The sequence below is a fragment of the Oerskovia gallyi genome (assembly GCF_014836745.1).
In the GTDB taxonomy this organism is placed as follows: domain Bacteria; phylum Actinomycetota; class Actinomycetes; order Actinomycetales; family Cellulomonadaceae; genus Oerskovia; species Oerskovia paurometabola.
In genome coordinates, this window is sequence record NZ_JACSQE010000011.1 from 32,814 (window position 1) to 55,238 (window position 22,425).

The following is a 22,425-nucleotide window of genomic DNA, read 5'->3' on the forward strand; positions in this document are numbered from 1 at the left end:
CTACTGACCTTCCGTTTCTTGGCCCGGCGTCTCGTCGATGACCGGGAAGTGCGCGTCCAGGATGTCCACCACGTACACGAGCGTCTCGTCCGCGTAGGCCCGCCCCGTCCCCGCGTAGGCGAGCTCGGGCGGGACGACGAGCAGGACCTGGCTGCCGACGCTCTGCTCCAGGAGCCCGCGCTCCCACCCCTCGATGATCTGCCCGATGCCGATCATGGTCGACGCCGGCTTGGTGCCCTCGACCCAGTTCGAGTCGAAGACCTCGCCCGACGACCAGGCGACCCCCGTGAAGCGGACCGTGATCACCTGCCCGGCCTCGACCTGGACCCCGCCGCCCCGGACCAGCGGCTGGACGACCAGGTCCCCCGGAGGGGCGGTGTCCGCAGGGATCGTCACCGTCGGCGCGCCGTTCTCGTCGAGAGCCACCCCGGGCAGCCCGTCGACCGCGGGGATCTCCTCGCCAGAGGCACGGGTCGGGAGCACGTCGATGACGAGGACCAGGGGGACGTCGTTCGCCTCCTCGAGGTACATCACGCGCGCCCCGACGCGCTGCCCGACCAGGAGGTCGACGATCTCCGACCCGGCCTCCGCGTCCGTCAGGACCAGGGAGGTCGGGGCGTCGGTGTAGGTGTTCTGGAGCACGGTCGCGTCGCGCCCGTCGAGCGCGTACATGTTGAGGAGTACGTCCTGGCCCTCGACGAGCTCCGCGCCCGTCCCCGGGACGACGACCACGCCGCGCTCCTCGGGGACGCTCAGGGGCTGCTGGAACTCGACGACGGGCGGGTCCCCGATCATGCCCGAGACCGTGACCTCGGTGTTCGCGGACGACTCGCCGCGCTCCGGCAGCTCCGAGCAGGCCGTGGTGGTCAGTGCGAGCACCACGGCGACGACGACGGACGACCAGTGGTGCTGGCGGCGCACGGAACTCCTCAGGACGAACGGGGGCGGGGTGCCACCACCCTAACGGTGGCAGTACCCCGTCCCCGCTCGTGTCCGGTCCGCGAGCCGCACGCGCAGCCGGCCCGGGTCGGTGCGCCGCGGCGGGCTCGTCGCGGCGCGGCGGGCCGACGTCACATGGACTCGATGAGCCGCTCGACCCTCTCGTCGACGTTCTCGAACGGGTCCTTGCACAGCACGGTCCGCTGCGCCTGGTCGTTGAGCTTGAGGTGCACCCAGTCGACCGTGTAGTCACGCCTGGCCTCCTGGGCCTTGCGCACGAAGTCTCCGCGCAGCTTGGCCCGGGTGGTCTGCGGCGGGATCGCGGTCGACTCGAAGACCTCGAGGTCCGTCGTGATGCGCTCGACCATGCCGCGCGCCGCGAGCATGTTGTACAGCCCGTCGGTCCGCGAGATGTCGTGGTAGGCCAGGTCCAGGCGCGCGATGCGCGGGTCGTCGAGCTCGAGGCCGTGCTTCTCCTGGTAGCGGCGCAGGATCTTGAGCTTGATGACCCAGTCCAGCTCACGGTCCACGAGCGACAGGTCGTCGGTCTCCAGGGCGCGCAGCCCGCGCTCCCACAGGTCCAGGACCTGCTTCACGACCGGCGTGGGGGTCCCGTTCGCGTCGACGAACTCCTTGACCCGCTGCAGGTACTCGCCCTGCAGGTCCACGGCGGTGACCGTACGCCCGTTCGCCATCTGCACGGGGTGCTTGCCGGTCATGTCGTGGCTGATCTCGCGGATGGCACGGATCGGGTTCTCGAGGGCCATGTCCCGCATCGGGACCCCTGCCTCGATCATGCGCAGGATCAGGTCCGTCGCCCCGACCTTGAGCATCGTCGTGGTCTCCGCCATCGACGAGTCTCCGACGATGACGTGCAGGCGCCGGTAGGACTCGGCGTCCGCGTGCGGCTCGTCGCGCGTGTTGATGATGGGGCGCGAACGCGTGGTCGCGCTCGAGACGGCCTCCCAGATGTGGTCCGCGCGCTGCGACAGGGCGTAGATCGCGCCACGTGGTGTCGCGAGGATCTTCCCGGCCCCCGTGAGCACCTGACGCGTGATGAGGAACGGCACCAGCACGTCCGACAGGCGCGCGAAGTCGCCCTGGCGCCGCACGAGGTAGTTCTCGTGGCACCCGTAGGAGTTGCCCGCCGAGTCGGTGTTGTTCTTGAACAGGTGGATGCGTCCCGGCAGGCCCTCGTGCTCGAGCCGCTCCTGGGCGTCGGCCACGAGGCCTTCCAGGATGCGCTCGCCGCCGCGGTCGTACGCCACGAGCTGGCGGACGTCGTCGCACTCGGCCGTCGCGTACTCGGGGTGGGAGCCGACGTCGAGGTAGAGGCGCGAGCCGTTGCGCAGGAAGACGTTCGACGACCGGCCCCACGCCACGACCTTGCGGAACAGGTAGCGCGCGACCTCGTCCGCGGACAGGCCGCGGCCGTCGTCCGAGGCGCAGGTCACGCCGTACTCGGTCTCGAGACCGAAGATCCTACGGTCCATCCGGTGCCTCCTCGGGCATCTCCTCGAGCAACCCGGCCAGCACCGCGCCGGTCAGGCGGCGGAACGCGCGGCGGGGGCGGGTGCGGTCGAGGACCGCGACCTCGAGCTGGCTGGGGGGGATCGCTTCCGCCCCTTCGAGCGCGTCGCGGGCGTCGTGGGCCCCCGCGCCGCCGAGCGTCGCGACCGCGAGGCGCAGCACCTCGGGGAGCGTCATGCCGGGGTGCCAGGCCTCGCCCAGGTCCCGGCCCAGCTGCTCGGCCTGACCGCCCATGACGACGAAGCCGGTCTCGTCCGCGACGGACCCGTCGTAGGACAGGCGGTAGATCTGGTCCTGGGACGGGCTCGGCCCGACCTCGGCCACGACCAGCTCGACCTCGAGCGGCTTGGACTCGGTCGTGAAGACCGTGCCGAGCGTCTGCGCGTACGCGTTCGCGAGTCCGCGCGCGTTCACGTCGGACCGGTCGTACGAGTAGCCGCGCAGGTCCGCGTACCGCACGCCCGCGACGCGCAGGTTCTCGAACTCGTTGTACTTGCCGACCGCCGCGAACGCGATGCGGTCGTAGATCTCCGAGATCTTGTGCAACGACCGGGACGGGTTGTGCGTCGCGAACGCGATGCCCTCGTCGTACGCGAGCACGACGACCGAACGACCCCGGCCGATGCCCTTGCGCGCGAAGTCTGCCCGGTCCTTCATGAGCTGCTCGGGCGAGACGTAGAACGGCATGCTCATCGTGCGTCACCTCCCTCGTGCGCCTGGTCGGTCGGGCCGGCGTGGTCGGTGGGGTCCGGCAGGTCGGGCGGGACCCCCGGCGGCTCCGGGGCGAGGCCGGCGGTGGGGCGTGCGATGCGCACGCGCGCCGCACGGTTTCCGTCGGCCGCCTCGGTGCGCTCCGCGACGATCCGCGCCGCGACCGCCGCGAGCTCGTCGTCCGGGACCCGGCGGTACCCCTCAGCGGTCACGGTGACCACGACGGGCCAGATCTGACGGACCGCGTCCGGTCCGCCCGTGGCCGAGTCGTCGTCGGCCGCGTCGTACAGGGCCTCGACGGCCACGTGGACCGCGTCGGCGGGGTCGAGCCCCGGGTGCCAGCGCTTCTTGAGCGACCCGCGCGCGAAGACCGAGCCCGACCCCACGCTGTGGTGGTCGCGCTCCTCGTACCGTCCGCCCGTGACGTCGTAGGAGAAGATGCGCCCCAACCCGCGGTCCAGGTCGTAGCCCGCGAACAGCGGGACGACGGCCAGGCCCTGCATGGCCAGGCCGAGGTTCGCCCGGATCATGGTCGAGAGCCGGTTCGCCTTGCCGTCGAGCGACAGCAGCGCGCCCTCGATCTTCTCGTAGTGCTCGAGCTCGAGCTGGAAGAGTCGCACGAGCTCGACCGCGATGCCCGCGGTCCCCGCGATGCCCACCGCGGAGAACTCGTCGGCCGGGAAGACCTTCTCGATCTCGCGGTTGGCGATCATCGACCCCATCGTGGCGCGGCGGTCCCCCGCCATGACGACCCCCGCCCCCAGCGAACCGGGGTTACCGAAGGTCAGCGCGACGATCGTCGTGGCGTGCGGGGCGAGCTGCGCGCCGGCAGCGCCGTGGCCGGCGGCGGCGGAGCCCGCGGCAGCGGCCCGGGCGGACGGCAGGAGGTCGGGGGCGTGGCTCGCGAGGAACTCCACGAAGGAGGACGAGCCCGGCGTGGTGAAGGCGTGCGGCAGACGCCCGGAGAAGTCCATGGTCATCAGCTCCTGGCCGGTCCGGCTACTCGCCGCCCTTCTGGACGAACCCTCGGACGAACGACTCGGCGTTGGACTCGAGCACCTCGTCGATCTCCTCCAGGAGCGAGTCGACCTCGGCGTCCCGGTTCTGGGCCTGCGGGGCGACGGGCGCGGGGGTGGCCGCGTCGTCGTCGGGACGTCGGTCCTCGTGCGATGCGCTGGTGCGTTCCTGGGCCATCTTCGCCTCCTGGGTGTGCGTGCTGTCCTGCTGATCCGTGGGCGGCCCTGCGCGAGGCCCGCGTCTTCTTGAAGCCTAGGCTCTTGCGTGCAGTTCGCGAGGTGCGACGAGCCGCGAGCGCACGGCGGGGTACCTCATCGGCTGCCCGCGAGACCCTCGAGGAGCGCGCCCGCGTCCGTGCTCGCGTCGAGCAGCGCGCCGATGTGCGCCCGTGTGCCGCGCAACGGGTCGAGCATGGGCACGCGCTGGAGCGACGGGGCGCCCACGACGTCGAAGATCACCGAGTCCCAGCTCGCGGCCGAGACCTGGTCGCCGAACCGGGCCATGACCTCGCCCCGGAAGTACGCGCGCGTGTCCTCGGGCGCGTGGTGCACGGCCTGGGAGACGGCGCGCTCGTCGACGACGCGCTCGGCCGCGCCGGCGGCGAGCAACCGGTGGTAGATGCTGCGCTCGGGGCGCACGTCCGACCACTGGAGGTCCATCGCGGCCAGGCGCGGGTGGTCCCAGTCGAGGTGGTCGCGCTGGCGCAGCCGGTCCAGCAGGCGCAGCTTCGCGACCCACTCGACCTCCTTGGCGCACGAGGAGGGGTCCGTCCCGAGGCGTTCGAGGACCGAGTCCCAGCGGTCCAGGACCGACCGGGTCTCGTCGTCGAGCGTGCCCAGGTGCTCGGCCGCGCGGCGTGCCACGTCGGCGTACGCGCGCTGGACGTCGAGGGCCGTGAGCCGGCGCCCGTCGGCGAGCAGGAGCGGCGCGGTCAGGTCGAGGTCGCGGCTGACCTTCTGGACGTCCGTCACCGGGTCGTGCAGGCGCAGGGCCGCGAGCTCGGCGCGCAGCGAGGCCCCGGACGCCCCCTCGACGGTCGCGAGCGCGTCGAGCTGCTCGATCACGAACAGGACGAGCGAGGTGGTGCCGAGCTTGAGGTAGGTCGCGACCTCGAACAGGTTCGCGTCCCCGATGATCAGGTGCAGGCGCCGCCAGCGCTGACGGTCGGCGTGCGGCTCGTCGCGCGTGTTGACGATGGGGCGGCGCAGCGTGGTCTCGAGGCCGACCTCGGCCTCCATGTAGTCCGCGCGCTGCGAGAGCTGGAAGCCCGGCTCCTGCCCCACGGCACCGAGGCCCACGCGCCCCGAGCCCGTGAAGACCTGGCGCGTGACGAGGAACGGCGTGAGCAGCTCGACGATGGTCGAGAACGGTACCTCTCGGTCGACGAGGTAGTTCTCGTGCGTGCCGTACGAGGCGCCCTTGCCGTCGACGTTGTTCTTGTAGAGCACGACCTCCGAGCCCGGCACGGCGCTCAGCTCGCGCGAGGCAGCGAGCATGATGCGCTCGCCCGCGACGTCCCAGCACACCGCGTCGGCCGGGTTCGTGACCTCGGGCGACGAGTACTCCGGGTGCGCGTGGTCGACGTACAGCCGCGCACCGTTCGTCAGGATGACGTTCGCGGCGCTCGGGTCGTCGTACTCCTCGTGCGTGGGGCGCGCGACCTCCTGGAGGGAGGTCGCCACGCCGGGGCGCTGCGCCACGGGGCCCGACGGCGCAGGCCGGGTCGGGTCGTCCGTCAGCAGCGAGGGGTGGGCCGCGGCGCGCTGGAGGTGGAACCCCCGGGCGTCCTGCAACGGGTCCTCGTCGTCGTAGTCCCAGCGGGCCTTGCCGCGAGCGCCGTCGGCACGGGCCGCGAGCGCCCGGTAGGTCGTCACGACCTGGCTCGACATGAGCATCGGGTTCGCGAGCGGCCGCCCGGGCTGCAGCACGCCGTACTCGGTCTCGATCCCCATCACGCGTCGCACGGTCACGAGCACCACCCTATGCCGGGGCCGTGACGGCGGGGCGGGCTGTCCACGGAGAGGACCGTCACGACGCACCTGCCCGCCCCGTCCCCGACGCGAGCCGGGCCCGGCGGCGGGCTGCGCCGTCGGGCCTGGTCGTGCGGCGCGGCGCCGCGCGTGCCGCCCCAGGAGGCGACTACAGGTACTTACAGGTACTGCCCCGTGTTGGTCACGGTGTCGATGGTGCGCGCCGTGGCACCCGCCCCGTCGCCCTTCTTCTGGACGATCGTGCGGATGAAGACGATGCGCTCGCCCTTCTTGCCGGAGATCCGCGCCCAGTCGTCGGGGTTGGTCGTGTTCGGCAGGTCCTCGTTCTCCTTGAACTCGTCGACGCACGCCGCGAGCAGGTGCTCGACCCGGATGCCGCGCTGACCGGTCGCCAGGAGGTCCTTGATGGCGGACTTCTTGGCGCGGTCCACGACGTTCTGGATCATGGCGCCCGAGTTGAAGTCCTTGAAGAACAGGACCTCCTTGTCGCCGCTCGCGTACGTGACCTCGAGGAACTGGTTCTCGTCCTCCTCGGAGTACATGCGCTCGACGACGCTCGTGATCATCGCGTCGAGGGCCTCCTGCGGGCTCCCGCCGTGCTCGGCCAGGTCCTCCGCGTGGATCGGCAGGTCCGTGGTCAGGTACTTCGCGAAGATCTCCTTGGCCCCCTCGGCGTCGGGGCGCTCGATCTTGATCTTCACGTCGAGCCGCCCGGGGCGCAGGATCGCCGGGTCGATCATGTCCTCGCGGTTGGAGGCGCCGATGACGATGACGTTGTCGAGGCGCTCGACGCCGTCGATCTCGCTCAGGAGCTGCGGGACGATCGTCGTCTCGACGTCGGACGACAGGCCCGTGCCGCGCGTGCGGAACAGGGACTCCATCTCGTCGAAGAACACCACGACCGGGGTGCCCTGCGAGGCCTTCTCCCGGGCGCGGGCGAAGATGAGCCGGATGTGGCGCTCGGTCTCCCCCACGTACTTGTTGAGGAGCTCGGGCCCCTTGACGTTGAGGAAGTAGCTCTTGGCACCCTCGGGGTCCGAGACGACCGTCTCCCCCGCGAGCTCGCCCGCCGCGGCGCGCGCCTTGGCGACGGTGTGCGCGAGCGAGTTCGCGACGGCCTTGGCGATGAGCGTCTTGCCGCACCCGGGAGGCCCGTACAGCAGGACGCCCTTGGGCGGGCGCAGCCCGTGCTCGCGGAACAGGTCGGGGTGGCTGAACGGCAGCTCGACCGCGTCGCGGATCTGCTCGATCTGCGGCCCCAGGCCACCGATGTCGGAGTAGTCGATGTCGGGGACCTCTTCGAGGACGAGCTCCTCGACCTCGGACTTGGGCACGATCTCGAACACGAACCCGCTGCGCGTGTCGATCGTCAGGGAGTCCCCGACGCGCAGCGGCGAGTCGGCGAGCGAGCCCGCGAGCCGCACGACGCGCTCCTCGTCCGAGCGCCCCACGACGAGCGCCCGGTCGGAGCCCAGGAGCTCCTTGACCGTCACGAGCTCGCCGACCTGCTCGTACCCGCCAGCGGCCACGACCGTCATGGCCTCGTTGAGCTTGACCTCCTGGCCCGGCTGCAACCGCGACACGTCGAGGCTCGGGCTCGCCCCGACGTGCATCTTGCGGCCCGCCGCGGACACGTCCACGGTGCCGTCGGGGTGCGCACCGAGGAACAGCGCGTAGGTGCCCGGCGGCTTGGCGAGCTCGTCGATCTGCCGCTTGAGGTCGATGATCTGGTCCCGCGCGGCCCGCAGGGCCTCGGCGAGCCGCTCGTTCTTCGCGGACAGGATCGCCTGCTGGCGCTCCGCGTCACGGCTCGGGGTCGGTCCAGGTGTCAGTCCAGGTGTGTCGGTCATCCGGCTTCTCCCTCTCGCAGGCACCGTCAGGAGGTCGTGCGGTCGACCCCGTCACCGGCGCGTCACCGACCCCCGGCAACCCGGTGATCGAGGCACGACCTTACGCACAAGTCTCCCGCAGGCGCTCCAGGAACACCTGGGCTGAGACGGCCGTTCCTCAATCGTTGTCGACTGCGCCCGAATCGTCCCGGGTGTCCTCGACCGAGGACGCGGGGTCCGCCAGGGGCTCGTCGACGCCGTCCACGGTGTCGACCGGCTCGAGCGGCTGGCCCGTGCGCGGGTCCAGCTGAGGCCCCTGGCCGACGTCGCGGCGCACGCGGCGCACGCGCTTGTCGGAGACCGACCGCTCGCCGAGGTCCTCGGGCGTCCACTCCTCGGCCACCGGGTAGGACCCCTTCGCGGGGCGACGCTTGCGCAGGGGCGCGACCGTGCCGTCCGCGAGGCGGCGCGCCGTGAGCAGGAAGCCCGTGTGCCCGACCATGCGGTGCTGCGGGCGCACCGCGAGCCCCTCGAGGTGCCAGCCGCGCACGAGCGACTCCCACGCCGAGGGCTCGGCGTACCGGCCGTCGGAGCGCAGGTCCTCGGCGAGGCGCGAGAGCTGGGTCGCGGTCGCGACGTAGCAGATGAGGACCCCGCCGGGGGCGAGCGCGTCGGCCACGGCGTCGAGGTTCTCCCACGGCGCGAGCATGTCGAGCACGACGCGGTCGATCGAGCCCTTCTCCGCGACCTGCGGCAGGACGTCGGACAGGTCGCCGACCGACAGCTCCCACGCGGGGTGCTCCCCACCGAAGAACAGCTCGACGTTCCCGCGCGCGATCGCCGCGAAGTCCTCTCGACGCTCGATCGAGTGGACAGTGCCCTGGTCGCCGACGGCGCGCAGCAGCGACATGGTCAGCGCACCCGAGCCCACGCCCGCCTCGACGACGCGCGCGCCGGGGTAGATGTCGGCCATCGCGACGATCTGGCCGGCGTCCTTGGGATAGACCACGGCCGCGCCGCGCGGCATCGAGAGCACGTAGTCGGCGAGCAGGGGGCGCAGCGCGAGGTACTCGATGCCCGCGGTGTTGCGCACGACCGACCCCTCGGGCAGCCCCACGAGGTCCTCGTGCGCGAGGTAGCCGCGGTGCGTGTGGAACGTGGCGCCCGTCGCGAGCGTGATGGTGTGCAGGCGGCCGCGCGGGTCGGTGAGCTGGACCTTGTCCCCCAGACGCAGCGGTCCGCGCCGCACGTCGGCGCCGGTCGGCGTGGGGGCCTGCGTGGCGGCGTCGTCGGCCGGGACGGGCAGGGCGGAGGCGTCGTGCGCGGGGTCGTGGGTCACGGGCGACCATCCTAGTCGGGCGCGGCGGCGTGGACCGCCCTCACTTCCGACGCGACCCGGTGACGGGTCAGCGCCCGCGGGTCCCCTTGAGCGCCGCGACGACGCGCGAGACGTCCAGGAGCCCGACGACGCGACCGCCGTCCGTCACGACGACCACGGGGGCGTCGCGCGTCACCGCGGCCACGGCGTCGAGCATGGCCTGGCCGCGCAGGTGCACGTCGACCCACGCGGTCGGAGGCAGCCCGACGGCGACCGCCCCGACCGGGGTCAGCGCCGCCTGTGCCGGGGGCACCGCGGCGACGGCCGCAGGGTCCGCGAAGGCCACGGGGTGACCGTCGGTCTCGACGAGCACGACGTGGCCTGCGCCGGCACGCTGGGCCGACCCGACGGCGTCGGCCACCGTACTGGTCACGGGCACCGCGACGGCCGGGTACGCGAGCGCCGCGACCGACAGGTCCGCGACCGCCGCGCGCGTGCGGCCGTTCTTGATCGCGGCCCCCGCCCCGGACCACAGGAACGCGCCGATCAGGGCGGCCCACGCGACCGTGAACAAAGACACCTGATACCCGTTGAGCGGCGGCCACACCAGCGCCCACAGCACGACCCCGACGGCCACGACGCGCCCGACCCAGCCGGCGACGATCGTGCCCCTGGTCCGCGAGCCGGTCGCGGCCCAGACCGCGGACTCGAGGATCTGGCCGCCGTCGAGCGGCAGGCCGGGCAGGAGGTTGAAGATCCCCACGAACGCGTTCGAGAACGCCGCCGCGTACAGCAGCAGGGCGGGGATCGTCATGGTCGGCTGCACCTGGAAGACGAGCCAGCACACCGCTGCGAGGAGAAGGTTCGTGAGCGGGCCGACGACCGAGACGAGGATGCCGTCGAGCGGACGCCTCGACGCACCCGAGTACGCGGTGTGGCCGCCCCACAGCGTCACGGCGAGCTCCGTGACCTGGTGCCCACGGGCCTTGGCGACCACGGCGTGCGCGACCTCGTGCAGGAACACCGAGACGAACAGCAGCAGCACGAAGACGAACGAGACCAGGTAGACCTCGCTGCTGCCGAGGTGCGGCGCGAAGCTGCGCACCGTGGGGACGAACAGGAACGTCAGCACGGCCGCGGCCAGGAACCAGGACGGGGTCAGGATGACGGGGGCGCCCGACACCCGACCGATGGTCCAGCCCTTCGTGAGCTGCGGGTCTCGGGGGGCGCGACGTGCCGGTGCCGGGGTGGTCTCCACGTCGACACCCTATGTCGGGCACCTGGGCCGGACCTGGGCTGTGGAGCATGGCGAGCGTGTGGGCGTCGACACGTAGGCTCGACGCATGACGTCCCTCGCCCCCGACCTCACCGGCTCCGGCCCCACTCCTGGCGAGCCCGGCGGCCCCGTCGTGCCGGGTGGGCCTGCCGTGCCGGGTGGGCCTGCAGACGCCGCGGAGCCGCTCGAGTCCGTCGAGACCGCCGAGCTCCTGGGCCGTGCGCCCCGCGAGCGCCGTCGGCCCGCCCTGTCGCCGTCACGGGCGAACGACTTCATGCAGTGCCCGCTGCTCTTCCGCTTCCGCGTGGTCGACAAGCTGCCCGAGCCCCCCAGCTCGGCCGCCGCACGCGGCACCCTGGTGCACTCGGTGCTCGAGCGCCTGTACGACGCCCCGCTGGGCGAGCGCACCCTCGCGGCCGCCCAGGCCATGCTGCCCGGCGAGTGGGAGCGGCTGCAGCAGGCCGAGCCGCGGTACGCGGAGCTGTTCGCCGGAGGCGCTGCTGGGGTCGACGGCGGGGTGCAGGCCTGGCTCGACGGCGCGGGGAACCTCCTGGGGACGTACTTCACGCTCGAGGACCCCAACCGCCTCGAGCCCGCCGAGCGCGAGATGTTCGTCGAGACCCAGCTCGAGGAAGGCCCGCTGCTGCGCGGCATCGTCGACCGGCTCGACGTCGCCCCGAACGGCGCGATGCGGGTCGTCGACTACAAGACGGGCAAGTCGCCTCGCCCGCAGTACCAGGGCTCGGCCCTGTTCCAGATGCGCTTCTACGGCCTCGTCCTGTGGCGCGAGCGGGGCGAGATCCCCAAGATGCTCCAGCTCGTCTACCTGGGCGACGGCCAGGTGCTACGCGCCGAGCCGCAGGAGGCGGACCTCCTCGCGGTCGAGGAGCAGGTGCGCACGCTCTGGTCGACCATCACGCAGGCCGCACGTACCGGGCAGTGGACCCCACGCAGGACCCCGCTGTGCGGGTGGTGCGCGTACCAGGCTGTCTGCCCGCAGTTCGGCGGGACGCCCCCGGAGATCCCCGAGGGTGCGGTCGAGCTCGCGCTCGGCATCGCGCCGGAGGCCGTGGCGTCGTAGGACGCGTCGAGCGGTCGGGCCGAACTGGCTCGGGCCGTGCACGAGGGGAGCACGGCGGGAGCACTGGCACCCCGGCCACGGCGCGGACGAAGCCCTGAGCGTCGGGACCCCAGGGTCTGTGTTCTGCGGAGCACCAACAATTGTTGGCGCTCCGCAGAACACACATCCAGGCCGGAGTGGCCCCCGTACGTACCGGTGCCACACGTCCGGACCGTGCGGTGTGCGCCCGGATCGACGCCGAGCGCGCCTCAGTCCTCGATGAGGTCGACCACGTCACCTGCGAGGATGCGCGCGAGCGTGTCGACGTCCACGAGGGCGAGCGACGGCGTCCGGCTCAGCCCGGGCAGGACCGGCACGGGGACGACGGCCTCGACGCCCAGCGTCGCGGCCCCTGCCGCGCGGGCGGACCCGATGCCCGTGGGCGAGTCCTCGATCGCGACGCAGCGCGTGACGTCGACGCCCAGGCGCTCGGCCGCCACGAGGTAGGGCTCGGGGTGGGGCTTGCCGTGCGTGACCTCGTCCCCGCACACGAGCGTCTCGAACGACCCGGGCGGGGTCATCCCGACGACGGGCTCGGCGAGCGAGCGGTACGACATCGTGACCAGCGCGCACGGCACGCCGCGCTCGCGCAGCTCGGCCAGCAGCTCGCGCGCGCCGGGCTGCCACGGGACCTCGACCTCGACCTGCGCGATCACGCGCGAGATGAGGAAGTCGATGATCTGCTCGGCCGGCAGGTCGACGCCCTCGGCCTGGAGGATCCTGGCCGACTCGATGAGCGGGTTGCCGACCATCTGCATCGCCTGCTCGTGCGACCAGGTCCCGCCGTGCGCCTCGACGAGCTCGTGCTCGGCGGCGATCCAGTAGGGCTCGGTGTCGACCAGGGTGCCGTCCATGTCCCACAGGACGGCCTGCGGCAGGACGAGCGCCTCACGGGAGGCGGCGTCGGGGCGTACGAGATCGGGTGATTCCAGGGGGTTCAACGAGTACTCCATGCTTCGGGGAACGGTTCGTGGCCGTCCTGCCACCCTAGCTGGCGGTCCTGCTGCGGCCCACGCGCGCCTCCCTGCTGCGACGGGCGACGAGCGCACCGGGCCGCCGCGTCAGCCGCCGGACCTCCGGCGTCCTAGGCTGGGACGATGAACGAGACCAGGGAACCGCTCGACCCGGCCGACCTGCCCGAGCCGACACTCCCGGCCGAGCCGGCCGAGCACCGCCAGACGGTCATGCTCGCCGCATTCGAGGGATGGAACGATGCCGGCAGCGCCGCGACCGCGGCGCTCCTGCACCTGCACGACCTCTGGGACGCCCAGGACCTCGCGGAGCTGGACCCCGAGGAGTACCACGACTTCCAGGTGATCCGGCCGGTCGTCACGACCGGGGAGGACGGCCGCCGCGAGATCAGCTGGCCCGCGACCAAGATCGTCGCGGCCACCGCCCCGGGCAGCGGGCGCCGCGTCCTGCTGGTCCACGGCATCGAGCCGTCGATGCGCTGGCGCCGGTACTGCCGCGAGCTGCTCGACCTCGCCGAGCGCGAGGGGGTCACGACGGTCGTGACGTTGGGGGCGCTGCTCGCCGACGTGCCCCACACCCGCCCCATCCCCATGACCGCGACGTCCGAGAGCGCAGGCCTGCGCGCGGTCCTCGACGTCGAGCCCAACTCGTACGAGGGGCCGACGGGGATCGTGGGCGTCCTCCAGCACGCCGCCGCAGAGCGAGGCATGCAGTCCGTGTCGTTGTGGGCCGCGGTGCCGCACTACGTCGCGAACCCGCCCTCGCCCAAGGCGACCATCGCGATCCTGTCCCGGGTCGAGGAGCTGCTGTCCGACCCGATCCCGCTGGGCGACCTCCCGGAGGAGGCCGAGGCGTGGCAGCACGGCGTCGACGAGCTCGCCGCGGAGGACGAGGAGATCGCGGAGTACGTCCACCAGCTCGAGGAGGCCAAGGACACGGCCGAGCTGCCCGAGGCGAGCGGCGAGGCCATCGCGCGCGAGTTCGAGCGCTACCTCAAGCGCCGGGACGACGGCACGGGCGGCCCGCTCGCCTGAGCACGGCCCCGCCCGCCCGCCCGGCACGCACGCCCGGCACGACGAACGGCCCGTGGCCCCCAGGGGGAGCCACGGGCCGTCGTCACGCACGGAGCGGTGACGTGCAGGGACTAGAGCCGCACGCCGAGCAGCGCGTTGACCGCGCGCGAGATCACGCCGGGCGCGCCCTCGGTGTCGGCCGAGGTGTCGCGGCCGTCGGCGAGCGAGACGTCGGCCCACGCGTCGACCGCGGCGAGCGCGGTGGGGGCGTCGAGGTCGTCCGCGAGCGCCGCCCGGACGGCCGCGAGCGTCGCGTCGGCGTCGGGGCCACCGTTGCCCGAGACCGCTGAGCGCCACCGCTCGAGGCGTTCGACGGCGGCGGGGAGGTCGGTGTCGGTCCACTCCCACTCGGAGCGGTAGTGGTGCGCGAGCAGGGCCAGGCGGATGGCCATGGGGTCGACGCCCGTGGCGCGCAGCCGCGAGACGAACACGAGGTTCCCGCGCGACTTGCTCATCTTCTCGCCCTGGTAGGCGACGAGGCCCGCGTGGACGTGGTTGCGCGCCCCGAACCCGTGGTCGAGCAGGCGGTCGTGCGAGGTCGACATCTCGTGGTGGGGGAAGAGCAGGTCCGCTCCCCCGCCCTGGATGTCGAAGGGCAGGCCCAGTCCGTCGCGCGCGATGACGGCGCACTCGATGTGCCACCCGGGGCGCCCGGTGCCGAGGCTCGCGCCGTCCCAGGTGGGCTCGCCCGCACGCTCGCGTCGCCAGAGCAGCGGGTCGAGCGGGTCCTTCTTGCCGTCGCGCTCGGGGTCTCCCCCGCGCTCGCCGAACAGGCGCAGCATGTCCTCACGGCTGAACCGCGACACGGCACCGAAGCGCGCGTCGGCGCTGAGGTCGGCGTACACGTCGCCGAGCTCGGGGGTGTCGCCGCCTGCTCCGGGCTCGACGGGCACGCGGTACGCGAAGCCGTCCTCGATGAGGGCCTCGACGGCCTGCACGACGTCCGGGATGGCCTCGACCGCGCCCCGGTACACGTCGGGGGGCACGACGCCGAGCGCCGTCATGTCCTCGGCGAGCAGGGCGGTCTGCTCGACGGCGAGGTCCCACCAGTCGACGCCTGTCGCGGTCGCGCGTTCGAGCAGGGGGTCGTCGACGTCGGTCACGTTGGACGCGTAGGTGACCTCGTGCCCGGCGTCGCGCCAGGCGCGGTTCAGGAGGTCGAACGCGACGTAGGTCGCGGCGTGCCCGATGTGGGTCGCGTCGTACGGGGTGATCCCGCAGACGTACATGGTCGCGGTGTCCCCCTGCGCGGCGACGACGAGCTCCCCGGTGGTGCTGTCGTGCACCCGGATCGGGAGTCCTCGACCGGGCAGGGACGGGATCTGAGGCATGGGCCAGCTGTGCACGCGACAACCTTAGCCGCGAACGGCCCCGGGCTCCTCGACGGTCGTCGTGCGTGGGCGCCCCAGCCTGCCCGACGGCGCCGCGAGCCCGTCCTGGGTGGCGTGCCTGCGGCGTCGGGCAAGAATGCAGGGGTGACCGAACCCACACGCCCCGCCGACCCCCGACCCGCCGAGCCGGACGCCCACGAGAAGCCGCGTTCGGAGCCGACGCGCTACAAGGAGCTGTGGGTCGAGGGGGCCGACGGGCGCGTGCGGCCCGCCCAGGGGCGCACGGGACCGGGTGGTACCGCGGACGCACCCGAGCCGGGGGCGGCCGACCAGGAGGCCGGTGCGCGCTGGTACGAGGTACGCACGCTCGACGACTTCGTGGAGGCCGCAGAGGCCCTCGGCGTCGGCCTGAGCACGCAGTGGGGGCGCGGGCACCTGCCCGTGCACGTGCGGCACGTCAAGCACCCCCTGGCGCACGTCGAGCACATCGGCATGGACTGGCTGCTCGTCGTGACCCCGACCCTGGCCTTCTCGGAGGAGGACCGGCAGGTCAGCACGGGCAGCTTCTGCATCCTCGTGGGGCCGGACGTCGTGGTGACGGTCGAGAAGGGCGCCGGGGGCGTCCACGACCGGATGCGCGAGCACCTGACGGGCCCGGCGCACGGGCGCGGCAAGGGCGTCCAGCACCTCGCGGGCGAGGCCCTGTTCGCGCTCGTGGCGACCGCCTCCGACGTCGAGCTCGCCCTGGGCGACGCGGTCGCCGAGGTCGAGAAGATCGTGTTCGAGCCCCGGCGGCACGCCGACCCCGTCCTGCCCATCTACGACCTCAAGCGGGAGATCACCGAGGCCCGGCGGGCGCTGCTGCCCATCACGGCAGAGCTGCCCGAGCTCGTGTCGGGCAGCGCACGGTCGCGTGTCACGTTCGACAAGCGGCTCATGGACCGCCTGGTCTCGACGGTCGAGCGCATCGACCGCCACCTCGACGCGCACGACGACCTGCTGTCCGACATGCTCTCGGTGCACCTGTCGCAGGTCTCGGTTCGCCAGAACGAGGACATGCGCAAGATCAGCGCCTGGGCCGCGATCCTCGTGTTCCCGACGATCGTCGGTGGGATCTACGGCATGAACTTCGACCACATCCCCGAGCTGCACTGGTCGCTCGGCTACCCGATGGCGCTCGCGATCATGGTGGTCGGCTGCTGCGGGCTGTACGGGGCGTTCAAGAAGGTCGGCTGGATGTAGCGGGCACGACCCACCGGGTCGGCGGGCGCGGGTCAGGCGAGCGGCTGCAGGACACCGAACGTGAGCAGCAGGACCACGACTCCCGCGAGCACGAGCCGGTAGATCACGAACGGCGTGTAGCTGAAGGTCGAGACGATCTTCAGGAACGCGATGATCACGAGGTAGCCGACGACGAACGCCACGAGCGTCGCGATCAGGGTCGCCCCGAAGCCCGGCGAGCCGGGCACGGGGTCCGCCGCGACCGACTTCGCGAGCTGGTAGAACCCCGAGCCGAGGACCGCGGGGATCGCGAGCAGGAACGAGTAGCGTGCGGCTGCCTCCCGTGTGAAGCCCATGAGCAGGCCCGCGGTGATGGTGCCGCCGGACCGGGAGACGCCGGGGACCAGGGCGAGCGCCTGCGCCAGCCCGAACCCGACGGCCTGGCGCGGGGTCAGCTCGTCGAGCGTCCTCCGCTTGGCCCCGACCCGGTCCGCGAGCCCGAGCAGCAGCGCGAACGCGGCGAGCATGAACGCCGTGATGTAGAGGTTGCGCAGCGAGGCCTCGATCGCGTCCTGGAACAGCAGGCCGAGGACCACGATCGGGACCGAGCCCAGTGCGATGAACCACGCCATGGCGGCGTGGTGGTCGCCCTTGCCCATCCGGGCACGCCAGTCGGTGCCGTTCTCGCCCCGCACCGCACGCCACCAGGCTCGGCAGATCGTCGCGATGTCCCGCCGGAAGTACAGCAGGACCGCGGTCTCGGTACCGATCTGCGTGATCGCCGTGAACGCCGCCCCCGGGTCCGACGAGCCGATCAGCTCACCCACGATGCGCAGGTGCGCGCTCGAGGAGACGGGCAAGAACTCGGTCAGGCCCTGGACGAGGCCGAGAAGGACGGCATCCCACGCATTCACGAGGGGCACGATACCGGCGCCACGAGCCCCCGCCCGGCCGGACAGGCCGGATCGGGGAAAGCGTCGTCGGAGCGTCGTCCGGTGGACACCCCACGGCCCCGCGCAAGACACCGGCCGGTCACCTGGGGACCCGCGCGCGAGACAGAGCGACGGACCTCACCCTCCCGGCAGCGCCCTGTCTCCGGGCATCGCGACCTCTTCGCCGGTAACCTGCCGCGCATGGAACTTCGTCAGCTCGGCCGCACCGGCCTTCGCGTCTCGCCGCTGGGTCTCGGGACCATGGCGTGGGGTCGGGACACCGACGAGATCGACGCGGCCGAGCAGCTCCGGGACTTCGTCGACGCAGGCGGCAACCTGGTGGACACCGCGGCCTCGTACGGCGGGGGCGCGAGCGAGTCGATGATCGGCTCGCTGCTCGCGGCGGGCAAGGTCGACCGGGGCGACGTGCTGCTGTGCACCAAGGCCGGGATCCGCACGACCGCGGACGGCAACACCGTCGACGCGTCCCGGGGCGCGCTCCTCGACTCGCTCGACGCCTCGCTCGCGCGCCTCGGGACGGATCACGTGGACCTGTTCCTGGTGCACACCCCGGACCCCCGGACGCCTTTCGACGAGACGCTCTCGGCCCTGCGCCTGGCCGTGACGACCGGGCGAGCCCGCTACGTGGGTCTGTCCAACCACCCCGGGTGGGCCGCCGCGCGGGCCGCCGCGACGCTCGACGCGCGCGGCGACGTCGGGCTCAGTGCCGTGGAGCTCGAGTACTCGCTGCTGCAGCGCGGGATCGAGCGCGACGTCGTGCCCGCCGCGACCGAGATGGGCTTCGGGGTCCTCGCGTGGTCTCCCCTGGGCCGCGGCGTGCTCACGGGCAAGTACCGCACCTCGTTGCCCGCGGACTCTCGCGGGGCGTCCTCGCACCTGGCCGGGTTCGTCCAGCCCTACCTGGACGGCCCGTCGTCGGGCATCGTCGAGGCCGTCGTGACGGCCGCGAACGGACTGGGGCGCGCACCGCTCGACGTCGCCCTGGCCTGGCTCCTGGAGCGCCCCGGCGTATCGAGCGCGATCGTCGGGGCGCGGACCCCGTCGCAGCTCCGCGCCTCGCTCGCGGCGAGCGACCTCGAGCTGCCCGACGCCGTCCACCACGCGCTCGACGACGTCAGTGCGCTCTCGTTCGGCTACCCCGAGCGCTGGTAGCCCCTCCCGTCGGGGCCGGTCAGCGGCTGGCGCCGTCGTGGAGGTCGACCTCGTCGAACTCCTCGTCGAGCCGGTCGTCGTCCGGGTCCCCGTCCCTCTCGTCGTCCGAGTCCTCGTCGTCCTCGTCGTCCTCGTCGTCGTTCGAGTCGTCGTCGTCCTCGTCGTCGTCCTCCGCGAGGTAGAACGGCGTGGCCTCGCCGTGGACCTGCGCGAGCGACTCGTCGTACACCTCGTACGCGTCCGCGAGCACGTAGTATGCGTCGTCGACCGCGGGATCGTCCTCGCCTCGGCGCGCGGCGACAGCGTTGTAGTGGGCCTCGAGGGCCGCGATGAATCGGTCGAGCGCGGCGCGCGGGTCAGCGGTCATACCCTGACGGTAGCCCTGCCCGAGGCACAATGGCACTCGGAATCCCGGCGCGGGAGAGTGAGGTACGGCTCACGGCTCCCCCGCTCACGACCGACCCGAGGACGGTGGAACATGGCGAGCACTCCTCCCCCGCAGCGCGTGGCCCGCGCCGAGCCCAGCAGCCAGTACGAGTACCGGGTGCTCACGATCGACAGGTCCGTGAGCCGCCACGACGCCGTCCGCCTCCTGACGGAGGAGGCCGAGTACGGACGATGGGAGCTCGACCGCACCCGGCTCTACGTGGGCGGCGAGCGCCGCGTGTGGCTGCGCCGCAAGATCATCCGGGTGCGCTCGACGCTCTGACGCGTCGAGCGCCAGGTCAGCAGGTCCGCAGGAGCCGGTCCAGGACGCGCACGCCGAACTTCAGGGACTCGACGGGGACACGCTCGTCGACGCCGTGGAACATCCCGGAGAAGTCCAGGTCCGCGGGGAGCTGGAGCGGGGCGAAGCCGTAGCCCGTGATGCCCAGGCGCGCGAGCGACTTGTTGTCGGTGCCACCGGAGAGCGTGTACGGCAGGACCGTCGCGCCGGGGTCCTCGGCGTGCAGGGACGCGATCATGGCGTCCACCAGGTCGCCCTCGAAGGGCACCTCGAGCGAGATGTCGCGGTGGATGGGCTCGATGCGCACGTGCTCGCCCACGAGGCCCTCGATGACCGCGAAGCCCTCGTCCTCGTGGCCCGGCAGCAGGCGCGCGTCGATCGCGGCCTCGGCCCGGCCGGGGATCACGTTGGCCTTGTAGCCCGCGTCGAGCTGGGTCGGGTTGGACGTGTGGCGCACGGTCGCGCCGACGAACCGCGAGGCGGGACCGAGGGCCGCGACGAGCGCGTCGATGCTCGCCTCGTCGCGGGGGTCGTACGGCAGGTCCGTGAGCTCGGCGACGCCGCGCAGCAGCGCGTCGACGGTCGGGGTGATCGTGTAGGGCCACTGGTAGGCGCCGATGCGCGCGACCGCGGCCGCGAGGTGCGTCACGGCGTTGTCGGTGTTGACCTGCGAGCCGTGCCCGGCACGACCGTCGGCGACGAGCTTCAGCCAGGCGATGCCCTTCTCCGCGGTCTGGAGCAGGTAGGCACGCTTGCCGTCGATGTCGACCGAGAAGCCGCCGACCTCGCTGATGGCCTCGGTCGCACCCTCGAAGATCTCGGGGCGGTGGTCGACGGCCCAGCTCGCGCCGTACGTGCCGCCGGCCTCCTCGTCGGCGAAGAACGCGACGACGATGTCACGGGCGGGCTGGCGTCCCTCACGGACCATCTGGCGCACGACCGCGAGGATCATCGCGTCCATGTCCTTCATGTCGACCGCGCCGCGCCCCCACAGGAGCCCGTCCTTCTCCTCGCCCGCGAACGGGTCGACCGACCAGTCGGAGGCCTGGGCGGGCACGACGTCGAGGTGCCCGTGCAGGACGAGCGCGGGCCGTGTGGGGTCCTGCCCCGGCAGGCGCACGACGACGCTCGCGCGCCCCGGCGCGGACTCGAACAGCTCGGGGCTCAGCCCGACCTCGTGGAGCGAGGCCATGACGTACTCCGCGGCGGCGCGCTCACCGGGCCCCGACCCGTCCCCGAAGTTGGAGGTGTCGATGCGCAGCAGCTCCTGGCAGATGCGGGCGACCTCCTGCTCGGCGGTCGGGTGGGTCTGCGGCGGGTTCGCGGGGTGGGCGTGGCTCGTCATGGCCACACGGTACCCGCTGTCGCGGCACGCTCCGGGGCATTCCCGGGGTGTCTCGACCCGTGGGCACGCGCCCGACCGGGCTGTGGTCGGACCTCAGCCGTGGTCGCGGGTGGAGTGGCCCACGCTCCCCTGGGCCGGGAGCCGCGGACCGCTCCCGCCCCGCGGCGCTGCGTCCGTGTGCCCGTCCTCGTGCCCGACGTCGTCGCTCACCCCGGGCAGCAGGTCCCCCGGGGCGGGGCGTCCCGCCGTACCCGCGACTGCCGCCGGGTCCACGACCACGAACTGCCCCATCATTCCCTGGTCCTCGTGGCGGAGCAGGTGGCAGTGGAACATGTAGGGGCTGTCGGCGTCGGGGGTCGCGCCGAACGTGACCAGGAGCCGGGTGACCTTGCCCGGGCGGACGTAGACGGTGTCCTGCCAGCCCTGGAGCTCGAGGGGCGGAGGGGCTCCCGAGACGTCGAGCACCTGGAACTGCGCGTCGTGGACGTGGAAGTTGTGCGGGGTGTCGTCGAGTCCCGTGACCTCCCAGACCTCGGTCGCGCCGGCGTCGACGACCTCGTCGATGCGGCGAAGGTCCATGTCCTGGTCGTTGATCGAGGTTCCCGAGAGCTCGAAGCGGCGCGTGACGGTCGAGGCGTACTCGTCCGCGACGGGCAGGACCCCCAGCACGGCCGGCACGGGGGCCGACGGTGCCAGCTCGGCTGCGGCCCGCAGCTCGAGGACGTCGAGCGTGTCGTCACCGCCGGAGAACCGCACGGTGAACGGGTTCGCGCCGAGCTCCTGCGGGAAGCTGCGCAGCACGGCCCGCTCTCCCGGCGAGACCTCGACCACGACCTCGGCGCGGTCCCCCGGGGAGAGCTGGAGGCGGTCGGTCGTGACGGGCCCGTCCAGGAGACCGCCGTCGGAGCCGACCACCTGGAGGTCGCGGCCGTCGTCGAACCCGAAGGCGTAGACGCGCGCGTTGGAGCCGTTGAGGATCCGCAGCCGGATCCGCTCGGTCGTGACGTCGAGGTAGGGGTTCGCGGTGCCGTTCACGAGGACGACCGAGCCCCGCACCCCCGTGCTCGACAGGAACGGGTCCGCGTCGTCGAGCCTGCCGTCGGCGTGGAACTTCTTGTCCTGGACGACGAGCGGGACGTCGTCGACGCCGTACTCGTGCGGCAGGGCGTCCTGGACCGCAGCCTCGGGCGACCCTGCGGGCTCGTCGAGCAGGAAGAGACCGGCCAGGCCCCGGTACACGTGGTCGGCGGTTCGTCCGTGCAGGTGCGGGTGGTACCAGAGCGTCGCGGCGGGCTGGTCGATCGTCCAGGTCGGCGACCACGTCTGCCCCGGTTCGACCTGCTGGTGCGGGCCGCCGTCCATGACCGCGGGCAGCTTCATGCCGTGCCAGTGCAGCGTGCTGGTCTCGGTCATCGAGTTCGTGACGTCGATCCGGACCTGCTCGCCGCGCGCCGCGCGCACCGTCGGGCCCAGGAACGAGCCGTTGACGCCGAGGGTCGGGGTGGGACCGCCCTGGCCCAGGTCCGTCTCGCCCTCCTGCAGGTCGAGCGTGAAGACCCGGACCCCGTCCTCGACGGTCGAGGTCGCGAGCGGCGGGATCGCGAGGGGCCGTGTGAACTCGACCTCGCCGGCCGTCGAGGTCGCACCGCGCGAGAAGGCCACGGCGACGCCGCCGGCGATCCCACCGGCGACGAGGGCGACGAGCACCCCCACGACGACCACCCAGCGGCGCCGACGGCGGGGCGCAGGCCCGACGGGACCGTCCGCCTCGGCGGTGGTCGCAGAGGCGACGGCGTCGTCGTCGGGGGTGGCGGTCATGTCGGTGCGATGCTCCCAAGGTGGCTGGTGCCGCGGTGAGCGGGTCGCTGTCGTGCGGACGCCCGGTGCGGCTCACCCCAGGCTAGGCAGGGCCCGCCGTCG

General features: G+C 72.7%; 20 protein-coding genes. 5 read left to right on the top strand and 15 right to left on the bottom strand.

Annotation, left to right across the window (positions count from 1 at the left end; all coding sequences use genetic code 11):
• The 9 genes from H9640_RS19710 to H9640_RS13880 form a co-directional block, all read right to left on the bottom strand.
• Window positions 1-921 carry an FKBP-type peptidyl-prolyl cis-trans isomerase gene (locus H9640_RS19710; protein ID WP_191791292.1) on the bottom strand — a complete coding sequence of 307 codons (921 nt, stop codon included), beginning with the start codon at window positions 919-921 and terminating at the stop codon, window positions 1-3.
• Between the two features lie 149 nt (window positions 922-1,070).
• Entirely contained in the window at window positions 1,071-2,432 is a 1,362-nt protein-coding gene (pafA, locus tag H9640_RS13845) for a Pup--protein ligase (RefSeq protein WP_191791293.1), read from the bottom strand.
• A complete protein-coding gene (prcA, locus tag H9640_RS13850; protein WP_191791294.1) occupies window positions 2,422-3,162 on the bottom strand; it encodes a proteasome subunit alpha in 741 nt (246 codons plus the stop codon). Before prcA ends, pafA begins: the two co-directional genes overlap by 11 nt.
• Window positions 3,159-4,160: a proteasome subunit beta gene (prcB, locus tag H9640_RS13855; RefSeq protein WP_191791295.1), complete on the bottom strand. Its 1,002-nt coding sequence runs from the start codon at window positions 4,158-4,160 to the stop codon at window positions 3,159-3,161. The genes prcA and prcB overlap by 4 nt, the downstream gene beginning before the upstream one ends.
• A 19-nt stretch (window positions 4,161-4,179) precedes the next feature.
• Window positions 4,180-4,374: a ubiquitin-like protein Pup gene (locus tag H9640_RS13860; protein ID WP_030152318.1), complete on the bottom strand. Its 195-nt coding sequence runs from the start codon at window positions 4,372-4,374 to the stop codon at window positions 4,180-4,182.
• 134 nt (window positions 4,375-4,508) lie between these two features.
• A complete protein-coding gene (gene dop, locus H9640_RS13865; protein ID WP_225227240.1) occupies window positions 4,509-6,149 on the bottom strand; it encodes a depupylase/deamidase Dop in 1,641 nt (546 codons plus the stop codon).
• Between the two features lie 197 nt (window positions 6,150-6,346).
• The gene (gene arc, locus H9640_RS13870; protein ID WP_191791296.1) at window positions 6,347-8,038 is read right to left on the bottom strand and encodes a proteasome ATPase; all 1,692 of its coding nucleotides are present in this window, start codon (window positions 8,036-8,038) and stop codon (window positions 6,347-6,349) included.
• A 157-nt stretch (window positions 8,039-8,195) separates the two neighbouring features.
• Window positions 8,196-9,356, bottom strand: a complete 1,161-nt coding sequence (locus H9640_RS13875) for a tRNA (adenine-N1)-methyltransferase (RefSeq protein WP_372440718.1) — start codon at window positions 9,354-9,356, stop codon at window positions 8,196-8,198.
• Between the two features lie 67 nt (window positions 9,357-9,423).
• Window positions 9,424-10,593, bottom strand: a complete 1,170-nt coding sequence (locus H9640_RS13880; protein ID WP_191791297.1) for a site-2 protease family protein — start codon at window positions 10,591-10,593, stop codon at window positions 9,424-9,426.
• Between the two features lie 85 nt (window positions 10,594-10,678).
• Here H9640_RS13880 and H9640_RS13885 point away from each other — a divergent pair, with 85 nt between their 5' ends.
• Window positions 10,679-11,692 (top strand): RecB family exonuclease, encoded by a 1,014-nt coding sequence (locus H9640_RS13885; protein ID WP_191791298.1) that lies wholly within the window; start codon window positions 10,679-10,681, stop codon window positions 11,690-11,692.
• Between the two features lie 248 nt (window positions 11,693-11,940).
• On the opposite strand, the gene H9640_RS13890 is transcribed toward H9640_RS13885, so the two are convergent.
• Window positions 11,941-12,684, bottom strand: coding sequence for an HAD family hydrolase (locus tag H9640_RS13890; RefSeq protein WP_191791299.1), 744 nt, complete (start codon window positions 12,682-12,684; stop codon window positions 11,941-11,943).
• A 144-nt stretch (window positions 12,685-12,828) separates the two neighbouring features.
• On the opposite strand from H9640_RS13890, the gene H9640_RS13895 reads away from it, so the two are divergent.
• A complete protein-coding gene (locus H9640_RS13895) occupies window positions 12,829-13,737 on the top strand; it encodes a PAC2 family protein (RefSeq protein WP_191791300.1) in 909 nt (302 codons plus the stop codon).
• A 110-nt stretch (window positions 13,738-13,847) separates the two neighbouring features.
• Here H9640_RS13895 and mshC read toward each other — a convergent pair whose 3' ends face one another.
• Window positions 13,848-15,122, bottom strand: a complete 1,275-nt coding sequence (mshC, locus tag H9640_RS13900; RefSeq protein ID WP_191791301.1) for a cysteine--1-D-myo-inosityl 2-amino-2-deoxy-alpha-D-glucopyranoside ligase — start codon at window positions 15,120-15,122, stop codon at window positions 13,848-13,850.
• 129 nt (window positions 15,123-15,251) lie between these two features.
• Between mshC and H9640_RS13905 the strand changes: the two genes are divergently transcribed.
• Window positions 15,252-16,349 (top strand): CorA family divalent cation transporter, encoded by a 1,098-nt coding sequence (locus H9640_RS13905; protein WP_191791302.1) that lies wholly within the window; start codon window positions 15,252-15,254, stop codon window positions 16,347-16,349.
• 32 nt (window positions 16,350-16,381) lie between these two features.
• On the opposite strand, the gene H9640_RS13910 is transcribed toward H9640_RS13905, so the two are convergent.
• Window positions 16,382-17,242, bottom strand: coding sequence for an undecaprenyl-diphosphate phosphatase (locus H9640_RS13910; RefSeq protein ID WP_191791303.1), 861 nt, complete (start codon window positions 17,240-17,242; stop codon window positions 16,382-16,384).
• A gap of 219 nt (window positions 17,243-17,461) precedes the next feature.
• Between H9640_RS13910 and H9640_RS13915 the strand changes: the two genes are divergently transcribed.
• On the top strand, window positions 17,462-18,433 hold the full coding sequence (locus H9640_RS13915) for an aldo/keto reductase (RefSeq protein WP_191791304.1): 972 nt from the start codon (window positions 17,462-17,464) through the stop codon (window positions 18,431-18,433).
• Between the two features lie 19 nt (window positions 18,434-18,452).
• On the opposite strand, the gene H9640_RS13920 is transcribed toward H9640_RS13915, so the two are convergent.
• On the bottom strand, window positions 18,453-18,800 hold the full coding sequence (locus H9640_RS13920) for a primosomal protein (RefSeq protein ID WP_191791305.1): 348 nt from the start codon (window positions 18,798-18,800) through the stop codon (window positions 18,453-18,455).
• A gap of 111 nt (window positions 18,801-18,911) precedes the next feature.
• Between H9640_RS13920 and H9640_RS13925 the strand changes: the two genes are divergently transcribed.
• The gene (locus H9640_RS13925) at window positions 18,912-19,142 is read left to right on the top strand and encodes a DUF5703 family protein (protein WP_191791306.1); all 231 of its coding nucleotides are present in this window, start codon (window positions 18,912-18,914) and stop codon (window positions 19,140-19,142) included.
• A 16-nt stretch (window positions 19,143-19,158) separates the two neighbouring features.
• Here H9640_RS13925 and H9640_RS13930 read toward each other — a convergent pair whose 3' ends face one another.
• Complete coding sequence (locus H9640_RS13930) at window positions 19,159-20,505, bottom strand: M20/M25/M40 family metallo-hydrolase (protein ID WP_191791307.1); 1,347 nt, start codon at window positions 20,503-20,505, stop codon at window positions 19,159-19,161.
• Between the two features lie 93 nt (window positions 20,506-20,598).
• A complete protein-coding gene (locus H9640_RS13935; protein WP_191791308.1) occupies window positions 20,599-22,323 on the bottom strand; it encodes a multicopper oxidase family protein in 1,725 nt (574 codons plus the stop codon).
• Window positions 22,324-22,425 lie beyond the last annotated feature (102 nt).

What these genes read in the sequence shown, in the direction of transcription:
- dop (WP_225227240.1), bottom strand. Translation starts at nt 6,149, where the DNA reads ATGGGGATCGAGACCGAGTACGGCGTGCTGCAGCCCGGGCGGCCGCTC.
- prcA (WP_191791294.1), bottom strand. Translation starts at nt 3,162, where the DNA reads ATGAGCATGCCGTTCTACGTCTCGCCCGAGCAGCTCATGAAGGACCGG.
- H9640_RS13895 (WP_191791300.1), top strand. Translation starts at nt 12,829, where the DNA reads ATGAACGAGACCAGGGAACCGCTCGACCCGGCCGACCTGCCCGAGCCG.
- H9640_RS13925 (WP_191791306.1), top strand. Translation starts at nt 18,912, where the DNA reads ATGGCGAGCACTCCTCCCCCGCAGCGCGTGGCCCGCGCCGAGCCCAGC.
- H9640_RS13915 (WP_191791304.1), top strand. Translation starts at nt 17,462, where the DNA reads ATGGAACTTCGTCAGCTCGGCCGCACCGGCCTTCGCGTCTCGCCGCTG.
- arc (WP_191791296.1), bottom strand. Translation starts at nt 8,038, where the DNA reads ATGACCGACACACCTGGACTGACACCTGGACCGACCCCGAGCCGTGAC.
- H9640_RS13935 (WP_191791308.1), bottom strand. Translation starts at nt 22,323, where the DNA reads ATGACCGCCACCCCCGACGACGACGCCGTCGCCTCTGCGACCACCGCC.
- H9640_RS13860 (WP_030152318.1), bottom strand. Translation starts at nt 4,374, where the DNA reads ATGGCCCAGGAACGCACCAGCGCATCGCACGAGGACCGACGTCCCGAC.
- H9640_RS13920 (WP_191791305.1), bottom strand. Translation starts at nt 18,800, where the DNA reads ATGACCGCTGACCCGCGCGCCGCGCTCGACCGATTCATCGCGGCCCTC.
- H9640_RS13890 (WP_191791299.1), bottom strand. Translation starts at nt 12,684, where the DNA reads ATGGAGTACTCGTTGAACCCCCTGGAATCACCCGATCTCGTACGCCCC.
- prcB (WP_191791295.1), bottom strand. Translation starts at nt 4,160, where the DNA reads ATGACCATGGACTTCTCCGGGCGTCTGCCGCACGCCTTCACCACGCCG.
- H9640_RS13930 (WP_191791307.1), bottom strand. Translation starts at nt 20,505, where the DNA reads ATGACGAGCCACGCCCACCCCGCGAACCCGCCGCAGACCCACCCGACC.
- pafA (WP_191791293.1), bottom strand. Translation starts at nt 2,432, where the DNA reads ATGGACCGTAGGATCTTCGGTCTCGAGACCGAGTACGGCGTGACCTGC.
- H9640_RS13885 (WP_191791298.1), top strand. Translation starts at nt 10,679, where the DNA reads ATGACGTCCCTCGCCCCCGACCTCACCGGCTCCGGCCCCACTCCTGGC.